Here is a 21,539-nt window from a genome sequence, read left to right on the forward strand (position 1 = left end):
GTTTTTAAAATTTAACTTTTGGTCTTAATTTGATTTATTATTTAACAAAACATGACAAGCATGAACGCAGAATGATTTAAGCTTGTCATTTACCCAGTGTGAGATATTTTATGAAGTTTATCCCAAAGCGATTAAGCCTTGCTGTGACGCTCTCGTCACTGTCGTTAGGCGTGATGAGTGGGCAGGCATGGGCAGAAGAGATTGCCCTGCCCATGCCCGAAGTGAGTGCGGTGCAGACGAGTGAGCCTGACATTGCCGACCCTGTGCAGGGCGAACGACTGTTCTTTGACTGTGCATCCGTGGCCAATGATGGTGAGCGTTTGGCATGTTTTGACAGCATTGCCCTAGGCAAAGTGCCAAGCGTGCTTCAAGACAAACGCCCCCTTGATTTGGGACAGACCTTTAAACGCACCATCAAGGGCGACCCACAGGTGGTGCTTGCCGAGACTGCCAGTGATTTGCCGACTGCTGACATCGCCCCAACAGAGAATGGGGCGGATGATGAGATAAATCCCGACATCAGTGCCAGTGGCTTTGGCAAGGTGGATGGTAGTAGATACACACCGCTGAGTTTGGCTTATGACTTGGATAGAAACAGTGGTGGAGTGTGGAAGGCTCGTCCCCATAACCCCATGTATGTCCTACCAGTGTTTGTCAATACCAAACCCAATCGTTCGGTCAGCGCCCCAACCCAAGAAGCAGTGGATTATACCGATAATGACATCCGTAGCACCGAGTTAAAATTCCAACTCTCATTCAAATCCAAAGTTGTCGAAGATTTGTTTGGCACGAACGCAGACATGTGGTTTGGCTATACTCAGCAGTCGCATTGGCAGGTCTATAACGAAGATAACTCACGTCCATTTAGGGCTCATGACTATCAGCCAGAGCTGTTTATCACTCAGCCTGTGGTCGCAGACCTACCCTTTGATGGTAAACTGCGTATGCTCGGGGCGGGTGTGGTACACCACTCAAACGGCGAAGATGACCCTTTGTCACGCTCATGGAACCGTGCCTATATCATGGCAGGGGCGGAGGTTGCTAAGACCAGTGACAGTAGCCGTCCTGATGATAACCCTGATATTGTAGACTATTATGGTCATGGTGATGTGCGTGTTATGTATCAGTTTGATAAGGGCAATAATATCTCAGGCACACTGCGTTATAACCCTAAGACCAGCAAAGGAGCGGTTCAGCTTGACTATGTTCGCCCCATTGGTCGTGGCGTGAGTGGTTATGTTCAGCTGTTCCATGGCTATGGTCAGTCCATCATTGATTATAATCATGAGTCCACGACCGTGGGTGTGGGCGTGATGTTAAATGACTGGATGGGATTATAACCTTTGCTCGCTCGCCTGCCCCCGTATGTCCTTGCCATGCTCTCATCATACGTGCATGAGTGCTGTCAGTTATGTGGGCAGACGATAGAGGTTAAGCCTAAGTTGGATATAGTGGGTGTGGCTGACCATGCCTCTTTTTGTCATATTCCTGTTTACCATGCACCCTTTTACCATGCTCCACTGCTTTGTATGTATTGTCATGCCCAGTGGGCGGGTAGATTGCCGATATTTGCCATGCGTGATGATGGGCGAGAGATTGCTTTGTATGCGAGTGCTTATTATGATGTGCCGTTAAAGCAGGTCATGACCGCCTTTAAGGATAAATGCGATGTGTCATCACTCATGGTGCTGTATCATCTGATGAGATATGTCAAGCGACCCCAAGGGGTAAATGCTGATAATGCCGTGCTTATCCCAACACCGACCACAAGCTCTCGTTTGGTGGAGCGGGGATTTTATCCTGTGCTGATTTTGACCAGATATTTATCCTTTTTATGGCAGATACCGATATGGCAGGGTGTCGCTCGCTTGGATAACGCCATTCATCAGCGTGGTCTTAGCCGTAGCGACCGCCTGCATAACGTCAAGCATGATTTTTATCTGACCGACCCTTTGCCGACTCGTCACGCGATACTGGTAGATGATGTTGTGACCACAGGCTCAACACTACTTGCCATGGCAAATGCCATTTGGGTAGAACACCCCACTGCCAAAATTCATGGCGTTTGTGCATTACATGGGCGAGAGGGGATTCATCTGCCGATTTTGGATGGGTAAAGACCCCAAGCCTATTTAGTCGCTTAATTCATGGATTGGCAGGGATAAGCGGTGTTGGTTTTGGTGCTGATTTTTGCTACAATAGATGAATGAATTGTCAATTTTTGTCAATAAAGTGACGTATTTTTAACCATATTTTAGGCATATTCATCCCAAAAATCAACGATGGTTAGGGCATGATTCTTGCAACATTATCATTAATTTTCACTACTATTTAATTGGGATAATTTGTATCCCAGCCTGTCGGGGACGACTCGTGTTTCATTTAAATTTACATTCTTACCGTCATCAGTCAGGGTTTACCTTGGTTGAGATGATAATAACAATCGCAGTAATGGGGGTAATTGCCGCCATTGCCTATCCTGGTCTGCAATCACAAATTGCTAAAGCTCGTGTGGCACAGACTGCAGGAGATATTGAATCCGCACTAAAAGAGGCAAGGGCGGAAGCATTAATTAAAAGAACAAATATTACAGTGCAATTAAGCAATAATCAGATGCTCTCAGCAACTGGACTTAACAATCAGAGTGTTATTAAGCCAGTTAAGGTTCCTAAGAATGTCACTATTACCCCTTTGGGAAATACGCCAACAACCATTGTTTTCACAGCAAACAAGGTTGTAAAGAATGGTGCTAACTCATCAAATTTAAATGCTAACAACGGTTTTGTTGTTTGTTATCATGGTTCAAGAGCGGTAAAATCCATCCTAATTGATCCTACAGCAAACATTCGAGTGGTTTCCAATCAAGGGAGTTGCACATGATAACTTTTAAAAACGAACAAGGTATTGGTTTGGTTGAAGTGATGGTGGCTCTTTTCTTGCTGTCCATCGCAGTTCTTGGGTTTAGTGCATTGCAAATGACCGCAGTCAGAACAACGGATGAAAGTCTGATGAGAACCCGTGCATTAACCATCATGCGTGGTGGTGCAGAGACCATGCGTGGACATGCTCAAGCCATTAATGCTTTTCAGGCAGCTCTTAACACTCCCAATGTAGGACAGGCAAGTTCAAATGATTGTATTGGTGCTTTGTCTTGCACACCGGATCAAATTGCGGCAAAAGATGCGGCAATTTTGAATCAATTTGCTGCCAATCATGGCATTAGATTGGGTCTGCATGACTGCCCAGGAACTAGTGGTGAGCAGTTACGTAAATGCATGATTGCAGCGTGGGATGACACCCAGCCAAGCTTTGGTGCAGATGCTCCTGCTTGTGCTAATACATCGGGTGTACAGCACCCGAATGCCAACTGTTTTGTTATGGAGGCATACTAATGAGTGTGGCGAGTCAAAAAGGTTTCACATTAATTGAATTGATGATTTCTTTAGTGCTAGGATTGTTGATAGCTGCTGCTGTCATGCAGGTGTATATCATGAGTATTCGAACCAATAATATACAGGAGAGCGGTAGTAATATTCAAAATGCCAGTATTTTTGGGTTGCAAAGATTGGAGGATGGTCTAAGACTTGCAAATTTGGGGAATAGTCATAGAAAGATTAACGGAGCTACACCTGCTGGAGGTGTGGTTCTAACCGATGCTAACCTTGCTGGTATTGGTCCTGATATGGTGACACGGGATAATGCTCATCCTTCTAATGTTAATAATGTGAACTCTGACCAGTTAACGATATCTTACCGTAATGTCTCGGGGAGAACCATGTTTGATTGCCAAGGTAATGCAATAAACCCAGATGAGATGGCGATTGAACGTTACTTTCTGTCGGGGACGGCTCCAAATTTACATCTATTTTGCGATGCTGGTCGTGCTACTACCAATGCAGATGGTGTACCAACAGGTATTACTGAAGGTGTCAATGGTCCAGGCACGATTTTTATGGAAAATGTCGATCAGTTTAAGGTTTTGATCGGTGCCCAAGATGAGACTACTTTTAATGTGGGCTATCTAACAGTTGGTCAATACCAAGCCATGAATCAACCTATTGTCTCTATTCGTGTTGCTGTTCTTAGTCGCGGTGGCACTCCGATTTTAGGAGAGCAATCGGCGACAAGATTTACTATTTTTGGACGCGAGCAAACACTGGTAGCTGATGCACGACCTCAGGTTAGGGCGGTATATGAAACTAATGTCCTTTTGAGAAATGCACGCCTTATGCACGTCAGTTAAAACACCTGAAAATGAGTTTAGTATGAATAATAAATTAATGAAATCCTCTTCCATGCCCAATCAGCAAGGTGCCGCTTTAATTGCAGTACTGCTTGTATTAATAATCATCATTATGATTGGTGTAGTGGCTGTCAAGAGAAGTAGTACAGATCTAAAATCAGCCACCGCTGATCAAATGTCAACTGTATTACTTCAGTCCTCAGAAAGTGCCAACCAGAAACTAGAAAATATTGTTAATGGCAATAGAACTCCAATTTACAGCAATCTTGTTGAGAAAAAAATTGGAGCGTTTGGTTACTTTACTACTAGTAGAGCGAACAACTATAACCGTGGTGATGAATTTGTTTTTTGTCATAGTAATAGAACAAACTATCTGATGGGACTGGCCACTGTATTTCGCGGAGGTGGTAGTATGGGGGGTGATAGTGGTTTTTGCCAGGTGAATGGCGGGGATTATACTTACACCACAGATAGAGGTACCGTGGCTACTCAGGTGAGTATTGTATTGCCAGAGTCAAAAGATAATACTGATGAAGATACTAGAGGTTTTGCACATAAAGTTAATCCAGAGGGTAAATCTATCCAAAAGTCGTATAAATTTGATATTTATGCCACCTCGGTTATCCCTTCTTATGGCAATCCCGATGGTTGTTTCGCTAATTCATCAGTGCCTGACGGTAGGAATCCTAGCCCTTTGATGGATTGTCTGTCTAGATCTAATTCGCCTTATAAGGTTATTTATCAACAAGCCTTAGTGGCGGAAGAAACCAAGCTTTCTAATAGATAAATTAAAACTCACCTTAATCGATAGATTATATTTTCTTAAGAGGTTGTTATGAAACACTCAGTAATGAAAAAACCAAACATGAAATTAAAAAGTTCACTTACTAAGCTTGCCCTTGCTACACTAGGTGTTATGTCAGCATTATCTTCTCAAGCAGCCACTAGAAATATTGGCGACCTTGAAATCTATCAAAAAGCTCAGGGCGAAAAAGGTGCTGCCATCATCTCCATGATGCTTGACACCTCAGGGTCGATGAAATTTATTGACCCTAAGGCGGACAATGTTGGGGTGATGGTGCTTTCGGGTTATACTTGGACCAATCGACCGGTATATGGCAGATTAATTTTAAATAATTCGTCATCAAGCTCCAACAGCTTTCCTGGGCATTGTGTGGTAGGTACCCGTAGTGGTAATAATTTATACAATCAAAGACAGGTGGATGTTCGAGATTATGTGGTATCCAATGACATTACTGATGCGGAAGGTAAAGTGATTGGCTCTGTTAGCTATACCATCACAGGCTGTGCCACCACAGCAAATGCATTGACACTACACCAGACTGGTAATGGTTATGAGATTGCTGGTGGTGAGGCGGATAGATTCTCTAGTCTAAAAGTAGGTTTGATTAGCTTACTGGCAGATGGTACTAAGCTTGATGAAAAAAATAAGATCGGTCTTGGTAGATATTCAGAGCCGAGTAAGAGCGGTGCGAATGCAGGCAGTATAGGTGTCCCTACTGCAGAGCTAACTGTTGAGCACAGAAAGAAACTTATCAATTACATCAAAGATTTGAATGCAAATAACTCTACCCCGAGTGCTAACGCCTATGCTGAGGCGGGGGCGTATATGTTGGGTACCAGCACATCTGGGAATGTATCTGGTTTTTACTACTCTGCTGCTGAGACCAAAAACGGCAGTAATTACAACTCACCAATCAAAGCACAGGGTGAGAATCAATGTGGGCCTGATGGTTATGGTATTTTCTTCTTAACTGATGGTGTGCCTAACACATCCGATTCAGCAACCGCCACTTCTATGAATACTAGTTTAAGAGGGTCTAATTTAAGTGTATCAGGGCGTGGTACTAACGATCTATCTATAGCAGGTGCTGAGGCACAAGCAGGTTCGGGTTGGCAGTATATTGGTGCGTATGCCAAGCATTTGCGTAATGTTAATAATCCCAAAAAGCAAGAGATACGCACTGCTACGGTCGGTTTTGGTGGTGATTTTGCAGGCTTTGGCACAAAGACCATTAAAGTGCCTGATCCTAAGTCCAGCTCAGGATTTAAGGATAAAATTATTCCCGACTGCAACACCGCACGTAGCGTTGATGCTAAGAATCTGTGCCTATGGGGTGAGTATCCTGGTCAGCATAACAGCAAACAGACAGGTGGTTGGGGCAATGGCGGTTTTACTTCTACCAGTAGTGCATCTGCCTTAGCAAATGCTGTGACTGACTTTATTGGTGATTTGACGGCTGACAACGACATCTCAGCACTGCCTGCAGGTTCGATCACCATTCCTGATGACCCTTATTCTACGGTTTCACAGCAACCCATTGCTTATCTGCCTATGGTTCAACCTGATTTGGTGAGTCGTAAGTCAGCTTGGCAGGGCAACTTGAAGAAATATAGCATTGAGGATGGTACTTTCTATGGCAGAGGTAATGTCAGGCTTTATGCTGAATCAGGCGGTAATGGGCGAATCAAAGGTGTCAGTCTAAATCCTGCTGCCGTGGATTTATGGTCTGCTACCAGTGGTGCAACTGGAAATAGTCAGGTCACCTCAGGCGGGGTATACAGCAATCTGAAAAAACCAGGAGCTAATACAGGTTCGCAACGTGCTGTGTTTATTGAAGATATGGGTGCAGATAATAAACCAACACTACGTAAGTTTGGCGTTAATGCTACTGGAGAGCTTTTATTAGACAATCAAAAAATCTCCAATTCAAATACTTTTAGAGATGCCGCTACCTATACCATAGATGTGATAAACCATCTTTTGGCGTTTGTTGGTTATAATGGTATGCCAGACACTACTCGGCTGTCTGATTTGGGTACTGTTAAGGTAACACCATCAGGTGCTGAGCCTAAGTTGGGTGCTATTTTACATAGTAGTCCAAGCTTGGTGTCTTACTCAGCAACGTTTGATGATACGGGTGCTATTCGAGCTGATGGTCGTGATGACTACTTGCTGTTTGGATCGATGAATGGTGCACTGCATTTGGTGAACACCGATGATAAAACAAATAGTTCTAATGGAGGTCAAGAAAAACTGGCCATCATTCCTAAAGTCATGCTAAAAAATCAGCCTAGAGCTCTATCAATGTCAGATCATCAGGATGAGGGTAAGCCGGCATTTGGCGTTGACGCCCCGTGGCTGGTGGTTGCTAACCATGTCTACGACTCCAGTAAAAATAAGGTAACTGTAGGTGAGCAACCAGAGATTACTGTTAACAAAAATGGACAGACAAGCAAAGAAAGAGCGACAAATAGACTAGGTGGTATGCATGCTTTTGGTGGCTTTAGGATGGGTGCCAAAGGGTTGTATGGTATTGATTTGACCAAAATGTCCAAGTCATCAACTGCAACAGACAAGCCTGCCCTTGATTTTGTTATCACTCCACAGACTGAGAATTTTGACCGTATCAGCTACTTATGGAATAAACCAACATTTGCTCGTATCAAGATGAATGCTAGTGACAAATATGGTACCGATGTTTTGGTATTTGGTGGTGGTTATGATATGTGTTATGAAGATGAGGCATTTCAAGTTGGTGAAAATACTTCTAAGAATGCTGAGTGTAACACAAAAACAGTTGCTGACGGTAACGCCGTGTATATTGTAAATGCCAAGACTGGCGAATTAATTTGGTCCGCTTCATCAAGTTATTCAAGTGCTACCGATACCAAACTAAAAAAGGTAGATACCATTAAAAATAGTATCGTAGGTAGTATTGAAGTGTTGGATCGCAATAACGATGGCTTTATGGATCATTTGTATTTTGCCGATCTGGGTGGACAAATGTTTAGAGCTGATTTTGTGAATCATGGAGACAAACTAAAAGATAAGCAAACCGCCCAAGGGTTTAGAAATTATGGCGTGATTAGAGTGCTTCATGAGGATGGCGAAGGGCAATATAAGCGTCGTTTTTACGAAAAACCAGTTGTTGAATTTTATGCTGATAAAAGCCACGGTACTTACGGGCTAGCCATGGTGATATCAGGTGATAGAAGCTCTCCGCTCTCAACAATGCGTAATAATAATGATACTGCCGATAGACTATACGCTATTTTTGACTATGATTTAACCAAGCCTAATTCACAATTATTTGTATCTAGCCCTTCTTATGCTATTCGAGATGGTGCTGTGAGTAAGGAGCAACTCATTCGAATGGGTGACAGTGCTATCACAAAAGATGAAGTTGAGAATCAAATCGTCGATAAAAGCAAACAAGGTTGGTACTATCCTTTATTCTATTTTGAAGGTTTTAAAAATGCTTTGTATAGCAAAGGCATGGGCAAGTCAGAAGTGGTGCGAGGGCTACAAGATGGCCAAGAGAGAAGCTATCTATACACAAGTGTCTACAATCCTGACATGCGCTATACGGAGGCTGACAGTTGTACAGCCCAAGTTAAGGGTGGTTCTGAAAGACAGTTCTACTGCTTGCCTTATGGTGTTTGTGATAATGGCAGTCCACTTGCAGGCTACCAAAGGGCAGGTATTGGTATTCAAGAATTAGCCTTTGGACCTTCAGGATCTAGCGATGCACAGAGAAGGGTTCGTGTATTGATTTCGTCAATGTTAGCCTCTGATCATAGTAATGCGGCATATGGTAGAGATGGCAATCAACCTGGTCTGTTTGAACAGACAAAGACAAAAGAAGGTAATATCAGCCAAACTAATCTTGAAAAACAAGATCAGTTTGGAGGAAGTCCAGGTCTAGGAGCTGAAGGTCGTACTACATTAACTCCGCAAAGATGGTATGAAATGTCTGCGACATCGAACGAATAGGAGGTTTTCATGAAAAAACAAAAAGGCTTTACCTTAATAGAGCTAATGATAATTCTTGCCATCCTAATTGTTTTTGCTAGTATCGCAATTCCTTCATATCAAAGATATATTGTCAAGAATGCTGAATCACAAGCTCAGGCTAGAATGATGAGTCTTCAGATGGAGCTTGAGAGATGGAGGGCTAGTACGCTTAGCTATCGTAATTTTAGACCGCAACAGCCATTAACAACCACAAAGAATAAATATACAATTCGTGTTGTAAATGGTGCTGGCACTGATTTTGTTGGTGGTATTAATGGCAGGGAGTTGGAGGGTGCCAGGAATTCAACTTCTTGGGTTATGATTGCAGAGCCAGATGCTACGTTAACTGGAGCGAGTCGTATGCTATTAACCAGTAGTGGACTCAGATGCAAGAGTGTGTCAAATAGCTTTTGCACAACTCCTAATAATCAATGTGAATGTGGTACGGGGACGGTAGCATGGTAGTTTCTCATAAGTCAAAAGGTTATACTTTAATTGAGTTGATTATCGTTGTTGCAGTTATTGGTGTGCTGGCAGCGATAGCATATCCTAACTATCAGAATTATATAATTAAAACCAAGCGTGCTAATATGATGGCGGATATGCAGAACATGGCTAGCCAAATTGAATCTAAGAAAATGTTGTTGGGTGGCTATGCCAATATACCTGCTTCATCAATTGTCTCATCGGCGAGTTCTGAGAGTCAAAAATTATATGCCGTAGAGATAGACCTCTTATCCAATGAATGGGTGATTACAGCAACGCCTAATGCTTCTGGACAAATGAAGAACGATGGTAACTTGCAATTGCACGCAGATGGTAGAAAATGCCGTGCAGGAAAATGCGGGACAGGCGATGAGTGGCGAGAATAAAACACTTGCAAATCAAAGTCTTGGAATGAATGTTTGTTACATAACAAAACATTAAAGCCATGAAAATATCACAAATTCTGTAAAATTGAATATTGATTTAATGGATATTTAATATTATAATTAACTTATATAAATTATTAAGTGGTTTATATATTTTAATTTTATTTGGAGAAAAGTTATGAAAACTTTAAAATTAGTTGCTTTAAGTAGTGCTGTATTACTATCAAGCACTGCCATGGCAAACGTTGTAACTGATGCGGGTAACACCATCGTAGACAGTGGTAAGACCGTATTCACAACCTTAGCTAAGCCAGGTGCAGTAAACGCTGAGATAGGTACGCTAGGCTATGGTGCTAGTATTGCATGGTCTGCCAATGAGTCAACAGAAGTGGTTGCTGGTTGGAATGGCGGCAGCTTTGATGTGGATACTGACATCGGTGGTAGCGACTCTATCATCAACTGGAAAAAAGTGTTAGGCGATGAGTGGAATGACTACAACGGCAACCTAAAAATTGATGGCGATTATAGTAACCCTTATGTTGGTGTTAACCTACGCCCTTGGAAAAATCGCTTTACTGTGGGTACAGGCGTTATCTTTCAAGACAATGAACTTGATGCAACTTTAACTTCTGAGCAGGGTAAAGCAGCCATTCAAATCGATGGTCAAACCTACAATGTTGATGGCAATATCAAAGTAAAAGCAGAATCAGGCAATGCTCTGGCTCCTTATTTAACTTTGGGTGTTAAGCCAAATATTAACAGCAATAGCCGTGTCGGATTCTTTGGTGAGGTCGGTGCTGCTTATACTGGTAAGTGGAAGACTGACGTTGACTTAACCGAAGCTAACGTTTCTGACGGTAAATCAAGAGAGGATTTACAAGCAGACTTAGAGCGTACCATCAGAGATAATAACCCTACTTGGTACCCAATCGTTAAAGTTGGTGCAACTTACCGTTTCTAATCTAACGATGATAAAAACAGCTCTTTTATGGGGCTGTTTTTTGGTTTACAATTGGTTGAGGTAGCAAAAATAAACCCAAATCACAAGATTTGGGTTTATTTTATAAAGCTGATTGAATTAGTAGCTTAGCTCGGCACGGCGGTTTTGAGCCCATGATGCTTCGTTTGAGCCTGTGGCGACAGGTTGCTCCTCACCAAAACTTAGAATCTCTACATTGGCAGTGTTTACGCCTTTGCTGGCAAGATAGCTACGTACAGCAGCGGCACGACGCTCGCCCAAGCTCATGTTATATTCACGAGTGCCACGCTCATCGGTATGACCTGCGATTTGCACGCGTGCACCTTGATTAGTGTTCAAGAATTGGGCTTGTTGGTCTAAGATGGCAGCAGCGTCGGCACGGATGGCGTCAGAGTCAAAGTCAAAATGCACCACGCCTTGCATGTTGCGAGCGGCGTTTTGGATGGCATCTGAGTTATTGACCAAAGCACCACCAGTATAGCCACCGCTCGTACCGTAACCACCTAGGGGGGCAACGACTACTTGTGATTTTGGCTTTTTGCTGGCACAGCCTGTCACCATAAGGGTGCTGGCAGTCAAAGCTAACACTAGGGCTTTTGAGATTTTAGAAGTAAGCATAAACGCTCCTTAATTGAAGAATTATAAAACCATTTTGACGATTGTACCATTTTACCACAGTTTGCTACTTAATGACAATTTGCAAAATCATGTGAGAAAATCATGCTCTATAATGACAAAATTTGATGGGCTTAGCAAGTCATTTTAGGGTTGTTTTTGGGGTATTTGGGCGGAAAAATTGGCTGTTTTTGGGGTTTTTGATAAGCGTTGGCAAAATAAATGACCATATTGGTGATTTTGGGGGTGAGACGGTCTTTTTTTCATGGTAAAAATTTGATAGTATGGCGTGTTAATTTATCAATTTAAATCCAAACCTAAGCTAGGAAAAACCATGACCAGTAGCAATAAAGACCCCCAAAAAATCTACCTAAAAGACTACACGCCACCGACTTATCGTGTGGATGATATTTACCTAGACATTAAAGTGTTTGATGACCACGCCACCGTATCTAGCGTGCTAAACATGAGCCGTGAGCATGACGGCAAACTTGTCCTGCTAGGGCGTGAGCTTGAACTTTTAAATATTAGCATCAATGACAAAGTGCTAACGGCTGATGATTATGCCTTAGATGACGAGAGCCTAACCATTCACAACGCCCCCGATGTCGCCAAAGTCGCCATTGACGTAAAAATCACGCCCCAAACCAACACCGCCTTAGAGGGTTTGTACCAGTCGGGTACGGGCGATGAGCTGATGTTCGTTACCCAATGCGAACCAGAGGGCTTTCGTAAAATCACCTTTTTCCCTGACCGCCCTGATGTTTTGACCGAATACACCACAAGGGTAGAAGCGGACAAGCGTTTTCCTGTGCTACTTGCCAATGGTAATTTGATAGAAAAAGGCGACGTGGGCGATGACAGACATTTTGCCGTCTGGCATGACCCCACCAAAAAGCCAAGCTATCTGTTTGCGTGCGTGGTGGCGGATTTGGCGGTGATAAGCGACCACTACACGACCAGTGAGGGGCGTGAAGTACTCCTAGAAATCTACGCCGTGCCTGCCGACATTGACAAATGCCACGTTGCCATGACCGCCCTAAAAGACGCCATGGCGTGGGACGAAGAGCATTACGGGCGGGCGTATGACCTTGATCGTTATATGATTGTCGCCACAGGGCAATTTAACATGGGGGCAATGGAAAATAAGGGCTTAAATATCTTTAACACGTCTTGCGTGCTGTCTAGCCCAAAAACCACGACTGATGAGCGGAGCTTTCATGTCAAAGCGGTCATTGCCCACGAATATTTTCACAACTGGACGGGCAACCGCATTACCTGCCGTGATTGGTTTCAGCTGTGCCTAAAAGAGGGCTTTACCGTATTTAGAGACCAAAGTTTTTCGGCAAGTCATCGCTCGCCTGCGGTGCAACGCATTGATGACGTGGGTTTTTTAAAGGCTCATCAGTTCAAAGAAGACGCAGGCGTGCTGGCTCACCCTGTGCGTCCTGACAGTTTTGTGGAGATTAACAACTGCTACACCGTTACCGTCTATGAAAAAGGGGCGGAGATTGTGCGTATGATAGCGACCTTGCTTGGCAAGGACGAATTCCGCCAAGGCACGGACGAATATTTTGCTCGCTATGACGGTCAAGCCGTTACTATTGAAGACTTCCTGTCGGCGATGAGTGTGGGCGATGGCCGTGTGCTTGACTTTTTGGCGTGGTACACTCAGGCAGGCACGCCTGTGCTGACGGGCGGATTTGACGTGGCGGGCGACAGTGTCAAACTGACATTTAGCCAACAAACTCGCCATGTGGCAGGATTTGATGAGCCAAAAGCCTTGCCCATACCGATAGATGTGGCGATTTTTCATGGGGAGAGTGGGGAGCTACTCGCCCAAGAGTTGCTACTTTTGACCAAAGACAGCGATACGTTTGGTTTTGACGGATTGGATTTGGGCGGGGTGCGTCCTGTGGTGTCGGTACTGCGTAATTTTTCCGCTCCTGTCAAGCTAGAATTTGATTATACCGATGAAGATTTGGTAAAAATCGTACAATTTGAAAACGAAGGCTTTAACCAATGGCAAGCGGTGCAGACGTTGGTGGGTAGATTATTGTTTGGCAAATCGGACAATGTCGCCTTGCTAACTGACACCCTAAAACGTATCGTGCCAACGCTCATGCACAAAGACCCCATGCTGACCGCTCGCCTGTTTGATATGCCAAGCGAAAGCGAGCTTGCGGTGGCGTACGATAAGGACTATGACCCACAAGCGGTCAAGGCGACACGCACCGCCCTAAAAGAGCAAATCGCCCACGCCCTAGCCGACCATGTACAAGTGTGGTATGACGCTCTGCCTATCGTGCCGTATCAAGACACGCCTGACGCTCGTGGGGTGCGACTTCTTAGAAATGTGTTACTCAATCTAGCACTGACCGCCAAACTTGACATGACCGAACGCACCGAACGCCAGTACACCAACGCCACTTGCATGAGTGAACAGCTCGGAGCATTGGGGGCGATGATTGAGTTCGGCTTGCCCAATGCAGACGATTATACCGCTCAGTTTTATGAAGAATATCATGATAACGACCTTGTCATTGACTCATGGTTTAGCGTGCAAGCAGGGGCGGACAGCCGTGATGTGGCGTTTATCAAGGCTCTTATGGAGCGATCGGATTATGATTGGCAAACGCCAAACCGTGTGCGTACCACGCTTGGCGGATTGGCAAGCAAACCCACTCAACTATGGACAAAAGACGGCATTTCTCTGTATCTGTCGGCAGTGGCTCGCCTAGACGTGATCAATCCTGTGCTAGCGTCTCGCTCCTTGTCCGCTCTGGCTCGCTGGTACACGCTATCGGGCGATGATAAAGAGATGGTCAAGTCGGAGCTTATCGCCTTACAGCAAAAAGCAAGCTCCAAAAACGTGCTTGAATTTTTAAATAATATGCTCGGGGATAAAGCATGAGTGTCACCCCATTTGTGTGGTTTGAATTTGATAAAGAAGTGCATGAGCTGTGGCAGGGCATGAGTGTGACGGGCAAACGCTTTGCCTATCATCAGCGACTGTCTACACTCATCGCTCAGCAGACGGCATTCAAGGCGGATTTGGACAGTCTTAAACTGCTGGATGTGTTTTTATCAGCGGTCAAATCAGACTTGGCAGGCAAGAGTGTGAGCGAAGCTCGTGTGCTATCTCATGATGACTTTGCTCGGCTCATCATCATCTTGGTGTATTATGTCGTGCAGGTGATAAAGCAAGAGCTTGCCCAGTCAGTGGTTAAGCCTACCGTGAATATCTACACCGCCCAAGGGTTTAGCCGTGTCTATGCTCGCCTGTTCTCGCAGATGGGGGCAGACCCCCAAAGTCAGATGACAGATGAGCAGTTGCAGGGCTTTTATTATGGCATGGGCGTATTGTGCCAAGGCGTGGGGCAGGCAGGACAAGCGGTGGCGGATAGGTTTTTTATCCTGCCTGTCATCGGGGCAAGGCTGTTTGGCACGATTGACCGCACCTTTGTGGCAGGTCTTGATGATAATGGGCAAGGCGTGGGCGTGGCAGAAGACAGTCTGTATTGGGCGGTGCATGATTTTATCAGTCGTTTTAAACAGTTGCAACACGACCCAACTGCCGATGACAGAGCTAAGCAGTTATTTAGCGAGCAACCGCTGTTTTTAACGCAAGTAGATAAGTCAGTGCAAGCGTTTGATGAGCAAGATGAGCAGGCTGTTTTAAAAAATAGTTTGCAAGATGGTTTGCAAAATGACTTGCAAAATGGCTCACAAAATGGTTTGCAAGATAATGGGCAAAATAATTTAAATAACGACTTGCAAAATCATTCAATAAACCCTTTGACAAACGATGGGCAAGATGATTTAACAAGTTTTAATCAAGTCATGGTGGATGGACAACCAATCAGTCACAGCCCAGCCCCAGTTGTGCAAGATATGCAAACCTTACAACCTGCCAAGTCTGCCAGTCAAGCTCATGTTGTAAGCCCAAACACACCACATCAAACCAAAAGTCCGCACCAATCCAATGCCACAAACTTACCCCCTTCCGCCTATAAGCAAAGGGCGAGAGCGTCGCACACGCCCAAGCTCTTTGATGAAGCGTACCAAGATTTGCTTAATATCAACACCCCAAGCGATGCCGTGAGTGAGTACCAAAAGGCGACAGCAGTACTGACCAAATTTGATGCTTTTATCGATGCCAAAATCGCCGAAGGCAAGCAGATGGATGAGATTGTGTTTAATGATAAGCAGGTGCAGGCACGCAAACAGGCAATTGCCTTACTGGTGGGACTGGTCAAGCAGGGCAATCCGTCTGCCATGCTTCGCCTAGCCCTGTACTATTTTGGTGGGCGTGGCGTGGGCGTGGACATCAATAAAGCGGTCATGCTCACCAAACGCTCTGCCGAGATGGGCGATATCCGAGCCCAAAAACTGCTTAGCCGTCTGTATTATCAAGGCTTTGCCCCCAATGATGGCGGTATGGCGATGGACGTGAGCATGGGCGAGCATTGGCTTCGCAAATCAGCCGATGGCGGACATCCCGAAGCCAAAAAGGTCTGTGCTTACATGAATCAAGTGGAACTTCTAAAAAGTGACTACCGCACCGAGATGGTCTCGGACAAGCGTTATGGCATGCTGTTCATCGCTGTGGGCGTAGGGGCGGTATTGTTATTTATCTTGCTAAGTATGATGTCCTAACATGCGTCCGCCCTTATATTATCGCCTTGCCATTACCGCCCTAAAACCGCTTTATCGCTTGTTTTTGGCACACAAAAAGGATACTTTGCCCCATTATGAGCGTGAGATTGCCGAGCGGTTCGGACAGGGCTATTTGCCTATTAGTCATGATAAGCCCGTCATTTGGTGTCATGCCGTGTCTTTGGGCGAGCTAAACACCGCCTATCCGCTACTTAGACGTATGCTGTCCGATGGCTATCATCTGTGGATAACGAGTACCACGCAGACGGGATTTAACCGTGCTAAGGTGCTTTTTAAAGATGAACTGGGCAAATCGGTACAGCACAGCTTTGTCCCTGTTGATGATGTGGCGGCATTGGGACGGTTTTTGGCACACATCCGCCCTTTGATGGCGGTATTTGTTGAGACCGAACTGTGGGCAAATACCTTATCGGTATTGGCAAAGCGGGGCATAGCGAGCGTCATGGCAAATGCCCGCCTTACCCAAAACTCCTTTGATAGCTATGCTAAATTCAAAGGGCTTAGCCAAAGCATGATGGCAAATTTATCCCTTATCATCGCCCAAGATGAGCAAAGTTATCATAACTTCATCGCACTTGGGGCAAATCCAGATAAAGTCAAGCAGGCGTATTCTCTAAAATGGAGCGGTCAGATTGGCAAAGCCCAAACCCTTGATAACTTTAATAATCTTACCGACTCTATCGATTTTGTCAAAAACCGTCCCATTTGGGTCATGGCAAGCACGCACGAGGGCGAGGAGCGATTGGCGTTGGATACACACAAGCGACTGCTTGCTGTTTTCCCCAATCTACTGCTTATTCTAGTGCCACGCCACCCCGAACGCTTTGATGAGGTTGCAAGCCTTTGCACACAGTTTACCTATCACAGACGCAGCCTAGGCGAGCCGATAGCCGATAGTACGCAGGTGTATCTGGCGGATAGCATGGGCGAGCTGATGATATGGTATGAGTTGTCCGATGTGGCGGTGGTGGGCGGTTCGTTTGTGGATAAGGGCGGTCATAACCCCATTGAGCCTGTGAGCCTTGCCACGCCTGTCATCATGGGGCGGTATGTCAAAAACTGTGCCGAGATAGTGCGTGATTTTGCCGATGTGGGCGTACTCATGCAAAGCGATGATGACGGACTGTATGATAATATCAAAGCATGGTTTGATAATCCTATTCTTGCCAAAGAAGCAGGCGAGAGCGGTCAAAGACTGGTACAAGAGCGGGCAGGGGCGGATAAGGTGCAATTTGATATGATAAGGAAATTGTTATGAATGTCATTATCCTGCCCCCGTCCGCCTTTGACGATACCACCGCCACGATTGACAATGCCGAACAGCTTAACCACATCAAAACGGTGTTAAAGGCAAGCGTTGGCGACACCCTAAAAATCGGCAAATTGGGCGACAAAATGGGCGTGGGGCGAATTGCTCATATAGATGACACGCATTGCCTTTTGGAAAATGTCCGCCTAGACACCAACCCACCGCCCAAACTCGGCGTAACCGTCATACTCGCCTTGCCACGTCCTAAGGTGCTAAGACGGCTTATTATGGATATGACGGCGTTTGGGGTTCATCATATTATTCTTATCAATTCTGTTCGCACCGACAAAAGCTATTGGGGCTCGCCCCTGCTTACTCGCCTTGATGAGTTTGTCTTAGAAGGGCTACAGCAGGGTGTGGATAGCGTGCCACCTACCATCACCTTTGCCAAACGCTTTAAGCCCTTTGTGCAGGATATATTACCTAGCTTGATAAATAACAAATCCGCCCTCGTCTTTCACCCTTATGCTGATACCAGTTTTAAGGAGTTTATCCATAAAAACCCCCTGCCTGATATGATAATCATCGGAGCAGAAGGGGGCTTTGTGCCTTATGAGATTGAGCTTTTGGCAAGTGTGGGCGTGCGTGCGGTGTCGCTTGGCGAGCGGATTTTGCGAACTGAGAGTGCGGTCAATGCAACCCTTGGGCGTTGGGTGTAATGATGTAAAGCGTTGATTAAAAAAATGCTTAAATAGAAAAATCATCAGAGCCGACATTTTTCGCCTGTTCTCTGGCTTTATGTCCTTTTTGGGTGCGAAATTTGGGGGCGGTTGCGTTGTAGCCTTGTCTTTTTTGCCAATCATTGGCGATACGATACTGCCAAAATATGCGAAAGGCAATGCCCAGCACGACACTGGTAATCATGCCACACACCAGCAGTCCCCACGCAAACGCCTTAAAGGAAAACACCGAGTGCATCTCAAAAGGATTGCCACCGTTGCCAGTTACCCATAGTGTCAAGTCCGACACAATCAGCCCCATGCCTCGAATGCCAATGACAGGCTCGCCCAGTAGTATTGCCCCGACCGAATACGCCAACCAAAAAATCGGAATGGTCGTCAAAGGGTTGGTAATCCATGTCAAGGCGACACTCATCGGCACATTGGCACGAAAGATTAACGCCCCAATCAGGGCAAGGGGCATCTGACCAGGTAGGGGGAAAAAGGCACACAGCACGCCCACATACACCGCTCGGGTTAGGGCGTTGCGGTTTAACTGCCATAGACGTGGGTCAGCCAAAAATGGAGCGAACAGGCTTACGATGCGGTTTTCACGCAATTTTTCGGGAGTGGGGAGCCAGTTTTTGAGCTTTTGTTTTGGCATGAAGAGCGTTGATGAATAAATGGAAATGGCAAATTATAGCAAATTTACAAGAGACAATGTTGTTGTAATTTTGCAAATTTAAAAGGTGTTTTTAGTGAACAATGAATGACTGGATAAAATAAAATCCCCAAGTGATGACTTGGGGATTTAAAATATTGGCACTCCATAGGGGATTCGAACCCCTGTTACCGCCGTGAAAGGGCGGTGTCCTAGACCTCTAGACGAATGGAGCACAAGGACGTAAAACTGATTACTTGCTAATTTAGCGATAATCGCTTTACCAACTTTTGAACGCTTTCACCGTGTCTCTCAAAAGTGGGGCTATTATAGCAGATTATTTTTGTCCGTCAAGCAAGATTTTTAAAAAATTTAATAAAGTTTATAACTTGATGAATTTTAACAAATTTTTAAAATTATCAATCTTTAAAATTGTTAAATTGCAGTGGCACGCCAAACGATTTTTCTTTTAAAAACGCCATACACGCTTGCAAATTGTCCTTTTTCTTGTCGGACACACGGATTTTATCGCCTTGAATGCTTGCCGAGACTTTCAAATCGCTCTCTTTGATTGCCTTGCTGATTTTTTTGGCAGTGTCGCTGTCTAATCCGTCTTTTAGGTTGATGACTTGCTTAGTGTGTTTGCCTGATTGGGCTTTGTCCTGTGGGTCTAGGCTTTGCAAATCCACGCCACGCTTGATGAGCTGTTTTTCAAAAATGGCATAGACGTTGTCGGCTTGCAGTTCGTTGTCGCAGGTAATGGTTACGGTTTTGGCTTTGTCGTTTAGCTCTACCGTGATATCACTACCTTTAAAGTCAAAACGTGTGGCAATTTCTTTGTCGGTGTTGCCAATGGCGTTACGCACTTCTTGGACGTTTAATTCTGAAACGATGTCAAATGACGGCATGGTTTTTCCTTATTAAAGTTAAAAATATTAAATTGGTAAGGTTTTGATTTTAAATAAATTTCACTCGCCCTTAATGTCAAGCATGTCCATTTCATTAAAAATCTGACAAAACAGCTCGGCCGTTTTTTGGGTGTCGTAAAGTGCCGAATGGGCGTGGCTATTATCAAATTCAATCCCCGCCATCAGGCAAGTTTTGGCAAGCACCGTATGCCCATAAGCAAGGGCGGATAGGCTTGCCGTGTCCAGCACACTAAATGCGTGAAAGGGCGACTGATTTTTTGAATTGGTGCGGGCAATCAAGGCATTTAAAAAACCCAAATCAAAATGAGCATTATGCCCCACCAAAATACACTGGCGACAGCCGTGAGCGTTTTTGGTCTCTTTTAGGGATTTAAAAATCTGGCGGATTGCCTTTTTTTCGTCTTGGGCGATGGCTTTGCGAAAGGGGCTATCGGGGTTAATGCCTGTAAATTCTAGGGCGGACGGTTCCAAATTTGCCCCCACAAACGGCTCAATGTGGGCGTTTAGCGGTTCGCCTTGATAAAGTTTGCCGTCATCATTCATCAAAATGGGAATGCAGGCGATTTCAAGCAAAGCGTCCGTTTGGGCATTAAACCCTGCCGTCTCCACGTCCACAACGACAGGCATAAAACCCCGAAAGCGTTTGGCAAGGGGGGATTTTTCTTTGTCGCTCATTGGATTGACCACGCTAAGGGTTGCCCTGCCAAAAGTGGGGTTAGGCTTTTGTCGCCAAGGTAGGGGTAATTGTCGGGAATGGCTTGCTCTTTTTTGACCAAAGTAATGGTGCTTTGATTGACAGGCAAGCCGTAGAATCTTGCCCCAAAACGGCTTGCAAAATTTTCAAGTTTATCAAGAGCATTCACGCTTTCAAAAGCGGTGGCATACAGGGGCAAGGCGTGGGGGGCGGAGTAGCACCCTGCACAACCACAGGCAGACTCTTTGGTGTGGGTGGCGTGGGGGGCAGAATCCGTGCCTAAGAAAAATTTGGGATTACCGCTCGTGGCGACTTCCAACAGGCGTTTTTGGTGGTCGGCTCGCTTTAAAATCGGCAGACAATAATAATGGGGCTTGACACCGCCCACCAGCATATGATTGCGGTTAAACAGCAGGTGTTGGGGCGTGATGGTTGCACCAACGTTGTCCGCTTGGGCAAGGCAAAAGTCGGCAGCGTCAGCAGTGGTGATGTGTTCCATCACAATGCGAAGTTCGGGGAAATTTTTGACAATCACAGACAAAATCTCATCCAAAAACCGCTTTTCACGGTCAAAAATGTCTACGTCATGATGCGTAACTTCACCATGTACAAGGAGCGGAATGCCGTGTTTTTGCATACTTTCAAACACGTCCGCCCGCCCCAAAATGTCGGTAACGCCGTCTGACGAATTGGTGGTCGCCCCCGCAGGATAGAGCTTGACGGCTGACACCACGCCTGACGCTTTGGCACGGGCAATCTCATCGGCTGTGGTGTGGTCGGTCAAGTATAAGACCATGCGTGGGTCAAACTCAGCCTTACGCTGGCTTGGAATATCCGCTTTGTCAAGGGCGGTCAAAATCCGCTCACGGTAGAGGGTCGCTTGTTCGGTCGTTTTGACGGGCGGGACTAGGTTTGGCATACAGATGACACGGTTAAAACTCTTGGCTGCGTGCGGTACGGTCGTGGCAAGGGCGTCATTGTCTCTTAGATGAATGTGCCAGTCGTCTGGCTGGATAAGGGTGAGAGTTTGGGGGGTGTTGGTCATGGCGGTTGGCTGGTTGTGATAAAGCTACTATTTT

At 45.3% G+C, this 21,539-nt stretch carries 19 protein-coding genes and 1 tRNA gene; 14 read left to right on the forward strand and 6 right to left on the reverse strand.

The features are described from left to right. The first annotated feature begins 110 nt into the window (after positions 1 to 110). From B5J93_RS03090 to B5J93_RS03135, 10 genes are all read left to right on the forward strand, one after another. Positions 111 to 1,340: a phospholipase A gene (locus B5J93_RS03090; RefSeq protein ID WP_079324505.1), complete on the forward strand. Its 1,230-nt coding sequence runs from the start codon at positions 111 to 113 to the stop codon at positions 1,338 to 1,340. A gap of 3 nt (positions 1,341 to 1,343) precedes the next feature. Continuing rightward, complete coding sequence (locus B5J93_RS03095) at positions 1,344 to 2,117, forward strand: ComF family protein (protein ID WP_143823479.1); 774 nt, start codon at positions 1,344 to 1,346, stop codon at positions 2,115 to 2,117. A gap of 256 nt (positions 2,118 to 2,373) precedes the next feature. Beyond that, on the forward strand, positions 2,374 to 2,880 hold the full coding sequence (locus B5J93_RS03100; protein WP_158080673.1) for a pilus assembly FimT family protein: 507 nt from the start codon (positions 2,374 to 2,376) through the stop codon (positions 2,878 to 2,880). Further along, on the forward strand, positions 2,877 to 3,392 hold the full coding sequence (locus tag B5J93_RS03105; protein ID WP_079324511.1) for a type IV pilus modification PilV family protein: 516 nt from the start codon (positions 2,877 to 2,879) through the stop codon (positions 3,390 to 3,392). Before B5J93_RS03100 ends, B5J93_RS03105 begins: the two co-directional genes overlap by 4 nt. After that, complete coding sequence (locus B5J93_RS03110; protein ID WP_079324592.1) at positions 3,392 to 4,243, forward strand: prepilin-type N-terminal cleavage/methylation domain-containing protein; 852 nt, start codon at positions 3,392 to 3,394, stop codon at positions 4,241 to 4,243. Before B5J93_RS03105 ends, B5J93_RS03110 begins: the two co-directional genes overlap by 1 nt. A 22-nt stretch (positions 4,244 to 4,265) precedes the next feature. Continuing rightward, on the forward strand, positions 4,266 to 5,030 hold the full coding sequence (locus B5J93_RS03115; protein WP_079324513.1) for a hypothetical protein: 765 nt from the start codon (positions 4,266 to 4,268) through the stop codon (positions 5,028 to 5,030). 48 nt (positions 5,031 to 5,078) lie between these two features. Beyond that, complete coding sequence (locus B5J93_RS03120; protein ID WP_143823480.1) at positions 5,079 to 9,041, forward strand: pilus assembly protein; 3,963 nt, start codon at positions 5,079 to 5,081, stop codon at positions 9,039 to 9,041. 9 nt (positions 9,042 to 9,050) lie between these two features. Further along, on the forward strand, positions 9,051 to 9,527 hold the full coding sequence (locus B5J93_RS03125) for a type IV pilin protein (RefSeq protein WP_079324594.1): 477 nt from the start codon (positions 9,051 to 9,053) through the stop codon (positions 9,525 to 9,527). Next, complete coding sequence (locus tag B5J93_RS03130) at positions 9,521 to 9,934, forward strand: type IV pilin protein (RefSeq protein WP_079324517.1); 414 nt, start codon at positions 9,521 to 9,523, stop codon at positions 9,932 to 9,934. Before B5J93_RS03125 ends, B5J93_RS03130 begins: the two co-directional genes overlap by 7 nt. A 178-nt stretch (positions 9,935 to 10,112) precedes the next feature. Next, positions 10,113 to 10,895: a hypothetical protein gene (locus B5J93_RS03135; RefSeq protein WP_079324519.1), complete on the forward strand. Its 783-nt coding sequence runs from the start codon at positions 10,113 to 10,115 to the stop codon at positions 10,893 to 10,895. Positions 10,896 to 11,012: 117 nt separating this feature from the next. On the opposite strand, the gene pal is transcribed toward B5J93_RS03135, so the two are convergent. Beyond that, entirely contained in the window at positions 11,013 to 11,531 is a 519-nt protein-coding gene (gene pal, locus B5J93_RS03140) for a peptidoglycan-associated lipoprotein Pal (RefSeq protein WP_079324521.1), read from the reverse strand. 331 nt (positions 11,532 to 11,862) lie between these two features. Here pal and pepN point away from each other — a divergent pair, with 331 nt between their 5' ends. From pepN to B5J93_RS03160, 4 genes are read left to right on the forward strand one after another with little or no spacing between them, the layout of a single operon-like run. Continuing rightward, positions 11,863 to 14,442, forward strand: a complete 2,580-nt coding sequence (gene pepN, locus B5J93_RS03145) for an aminopeptidase N (RefSeq protein WP_079324523.1) — start codon at positions 11,863 to 11,865, stop codon at positions 14,440 to 14,442. Continuing rightward, positions 14,439 to 16,187 (forward strand): tetratricopeptide repeat protein, encoded by a 1,749-nt coding sequence (locus tag B5J93_RS03150; RefSeq protein WP_079324525.1) that lies wholly within the window; start codon positions 14,439 to 14,441, stop codon positions 16,185 to 16,187. The genes pepN and B5J93_RS03150 overlap by 4 nt, the downstream gene beginning before the upstream one ends. A 1-nt stretch (position 16,188) precedes the next feature. Continuing rightward, positions 16,189 to 17,466, forward strand: a complete 1,278-nt coding sequence (locus B5J93_RS03155; RefSeq protein WP_079324527.1) for a 3-deoxy-D-manno-octulosonic acid transferase — start codon at positions 16,189 to 16,191, stop codon at positions 17,464 to 17,466. Beyond that, positions 17,463 to 18,176: a 16S rRNA (uracil(1498)-N(3))-methyltransferase gene (locus tag B5J93_RS03160; RefSeq protein WP_079324529.1), complete on the forward strand. Its 714-nt coding sequence runs from the start codon at positions 17,463 to 17,465 to the stop codon at positions 18,174 to 18,176. The genes B5J93_RS03155 and B5J93_RS03160 overlap by 4 nt, the downstream gene beginning before the upstream one ends. Positions 18,177 to 18,204: 28 nt before the next feature. Here the strand turns inward: B5J93_RS03160 and B5J93_RS03165 are convergent, their stop codons facing one another. The 5 genes from B5J93_RS03165 to pyrC form a co-directional block, all read right to left on the reverse strand. Further along, on the reverse strand, positions 18,205 to 18,840 hold the full coding sequence (locus B5J93_RS03165; RefSeq protein WP_079324531.1) for a DUF2062 domain-containing protein: 636 nt from the start codon (positions 18,838 to 18,840) through the stop codon (positions 18,205 to 18,207). 156 nt (positions 18,841 to 18,996) lie between these two features. Further along, positions 18,997 to 19,072: transfer RNA gene (locus B5J93_RS03170), tRNA-Glu, on the reverse strand. 184 nt (positions 19,073 to 19,256) lie between these two features. After that, positions 19,257 to 19,745, reverse strand: coding sequence for a YajQ family cyclic di-GMP-binding protein (locus B5J93_RS03175; protein ID WP_079324533.1), 489 nt, complete (start codon positions 19,743 to 19,745; stop codon positions 19,257 to 19,259). Positions 19,746 to 19,805: 60 nt separating this feature from the next. Further along, positions 19,806 to 20,441, reverse strand: a complete 636-nt coding sequence (gene rnt, locus B5J93_RS03180; protein ID WP_079324535.1) for a ribonuclease T — start codon at positions 20,439 to 20,441, stop codon at positions 19,806 to 19,808. Beyond that, entirely contained in the window at positions 20,438 to 21,505 is a 1,068-nt protein-coding gene (gene pyrC / locus B5J93_RS03185; RefSeq protein ID WP_079324537.1) for a dihydroorotase, read from the reverse strand. Before pyrC ends, rnt begins: the two co-directional genes overlap by 4 nt. Between the last annotated feature and the right edge of the window lie 34 nt (positions 21,506 to 21,539).

The sequence above is a fragment of the Moraxella equi genome (genome assembly GCF_002027555.1).
In the GTDB taxonomy this organism is placed as follows: Bacteria; Pseudomonadota; Gammaproteobacteria; order Pseudomonadales; family Moraxellaceae; genus Moraxella; species Moraxella equi.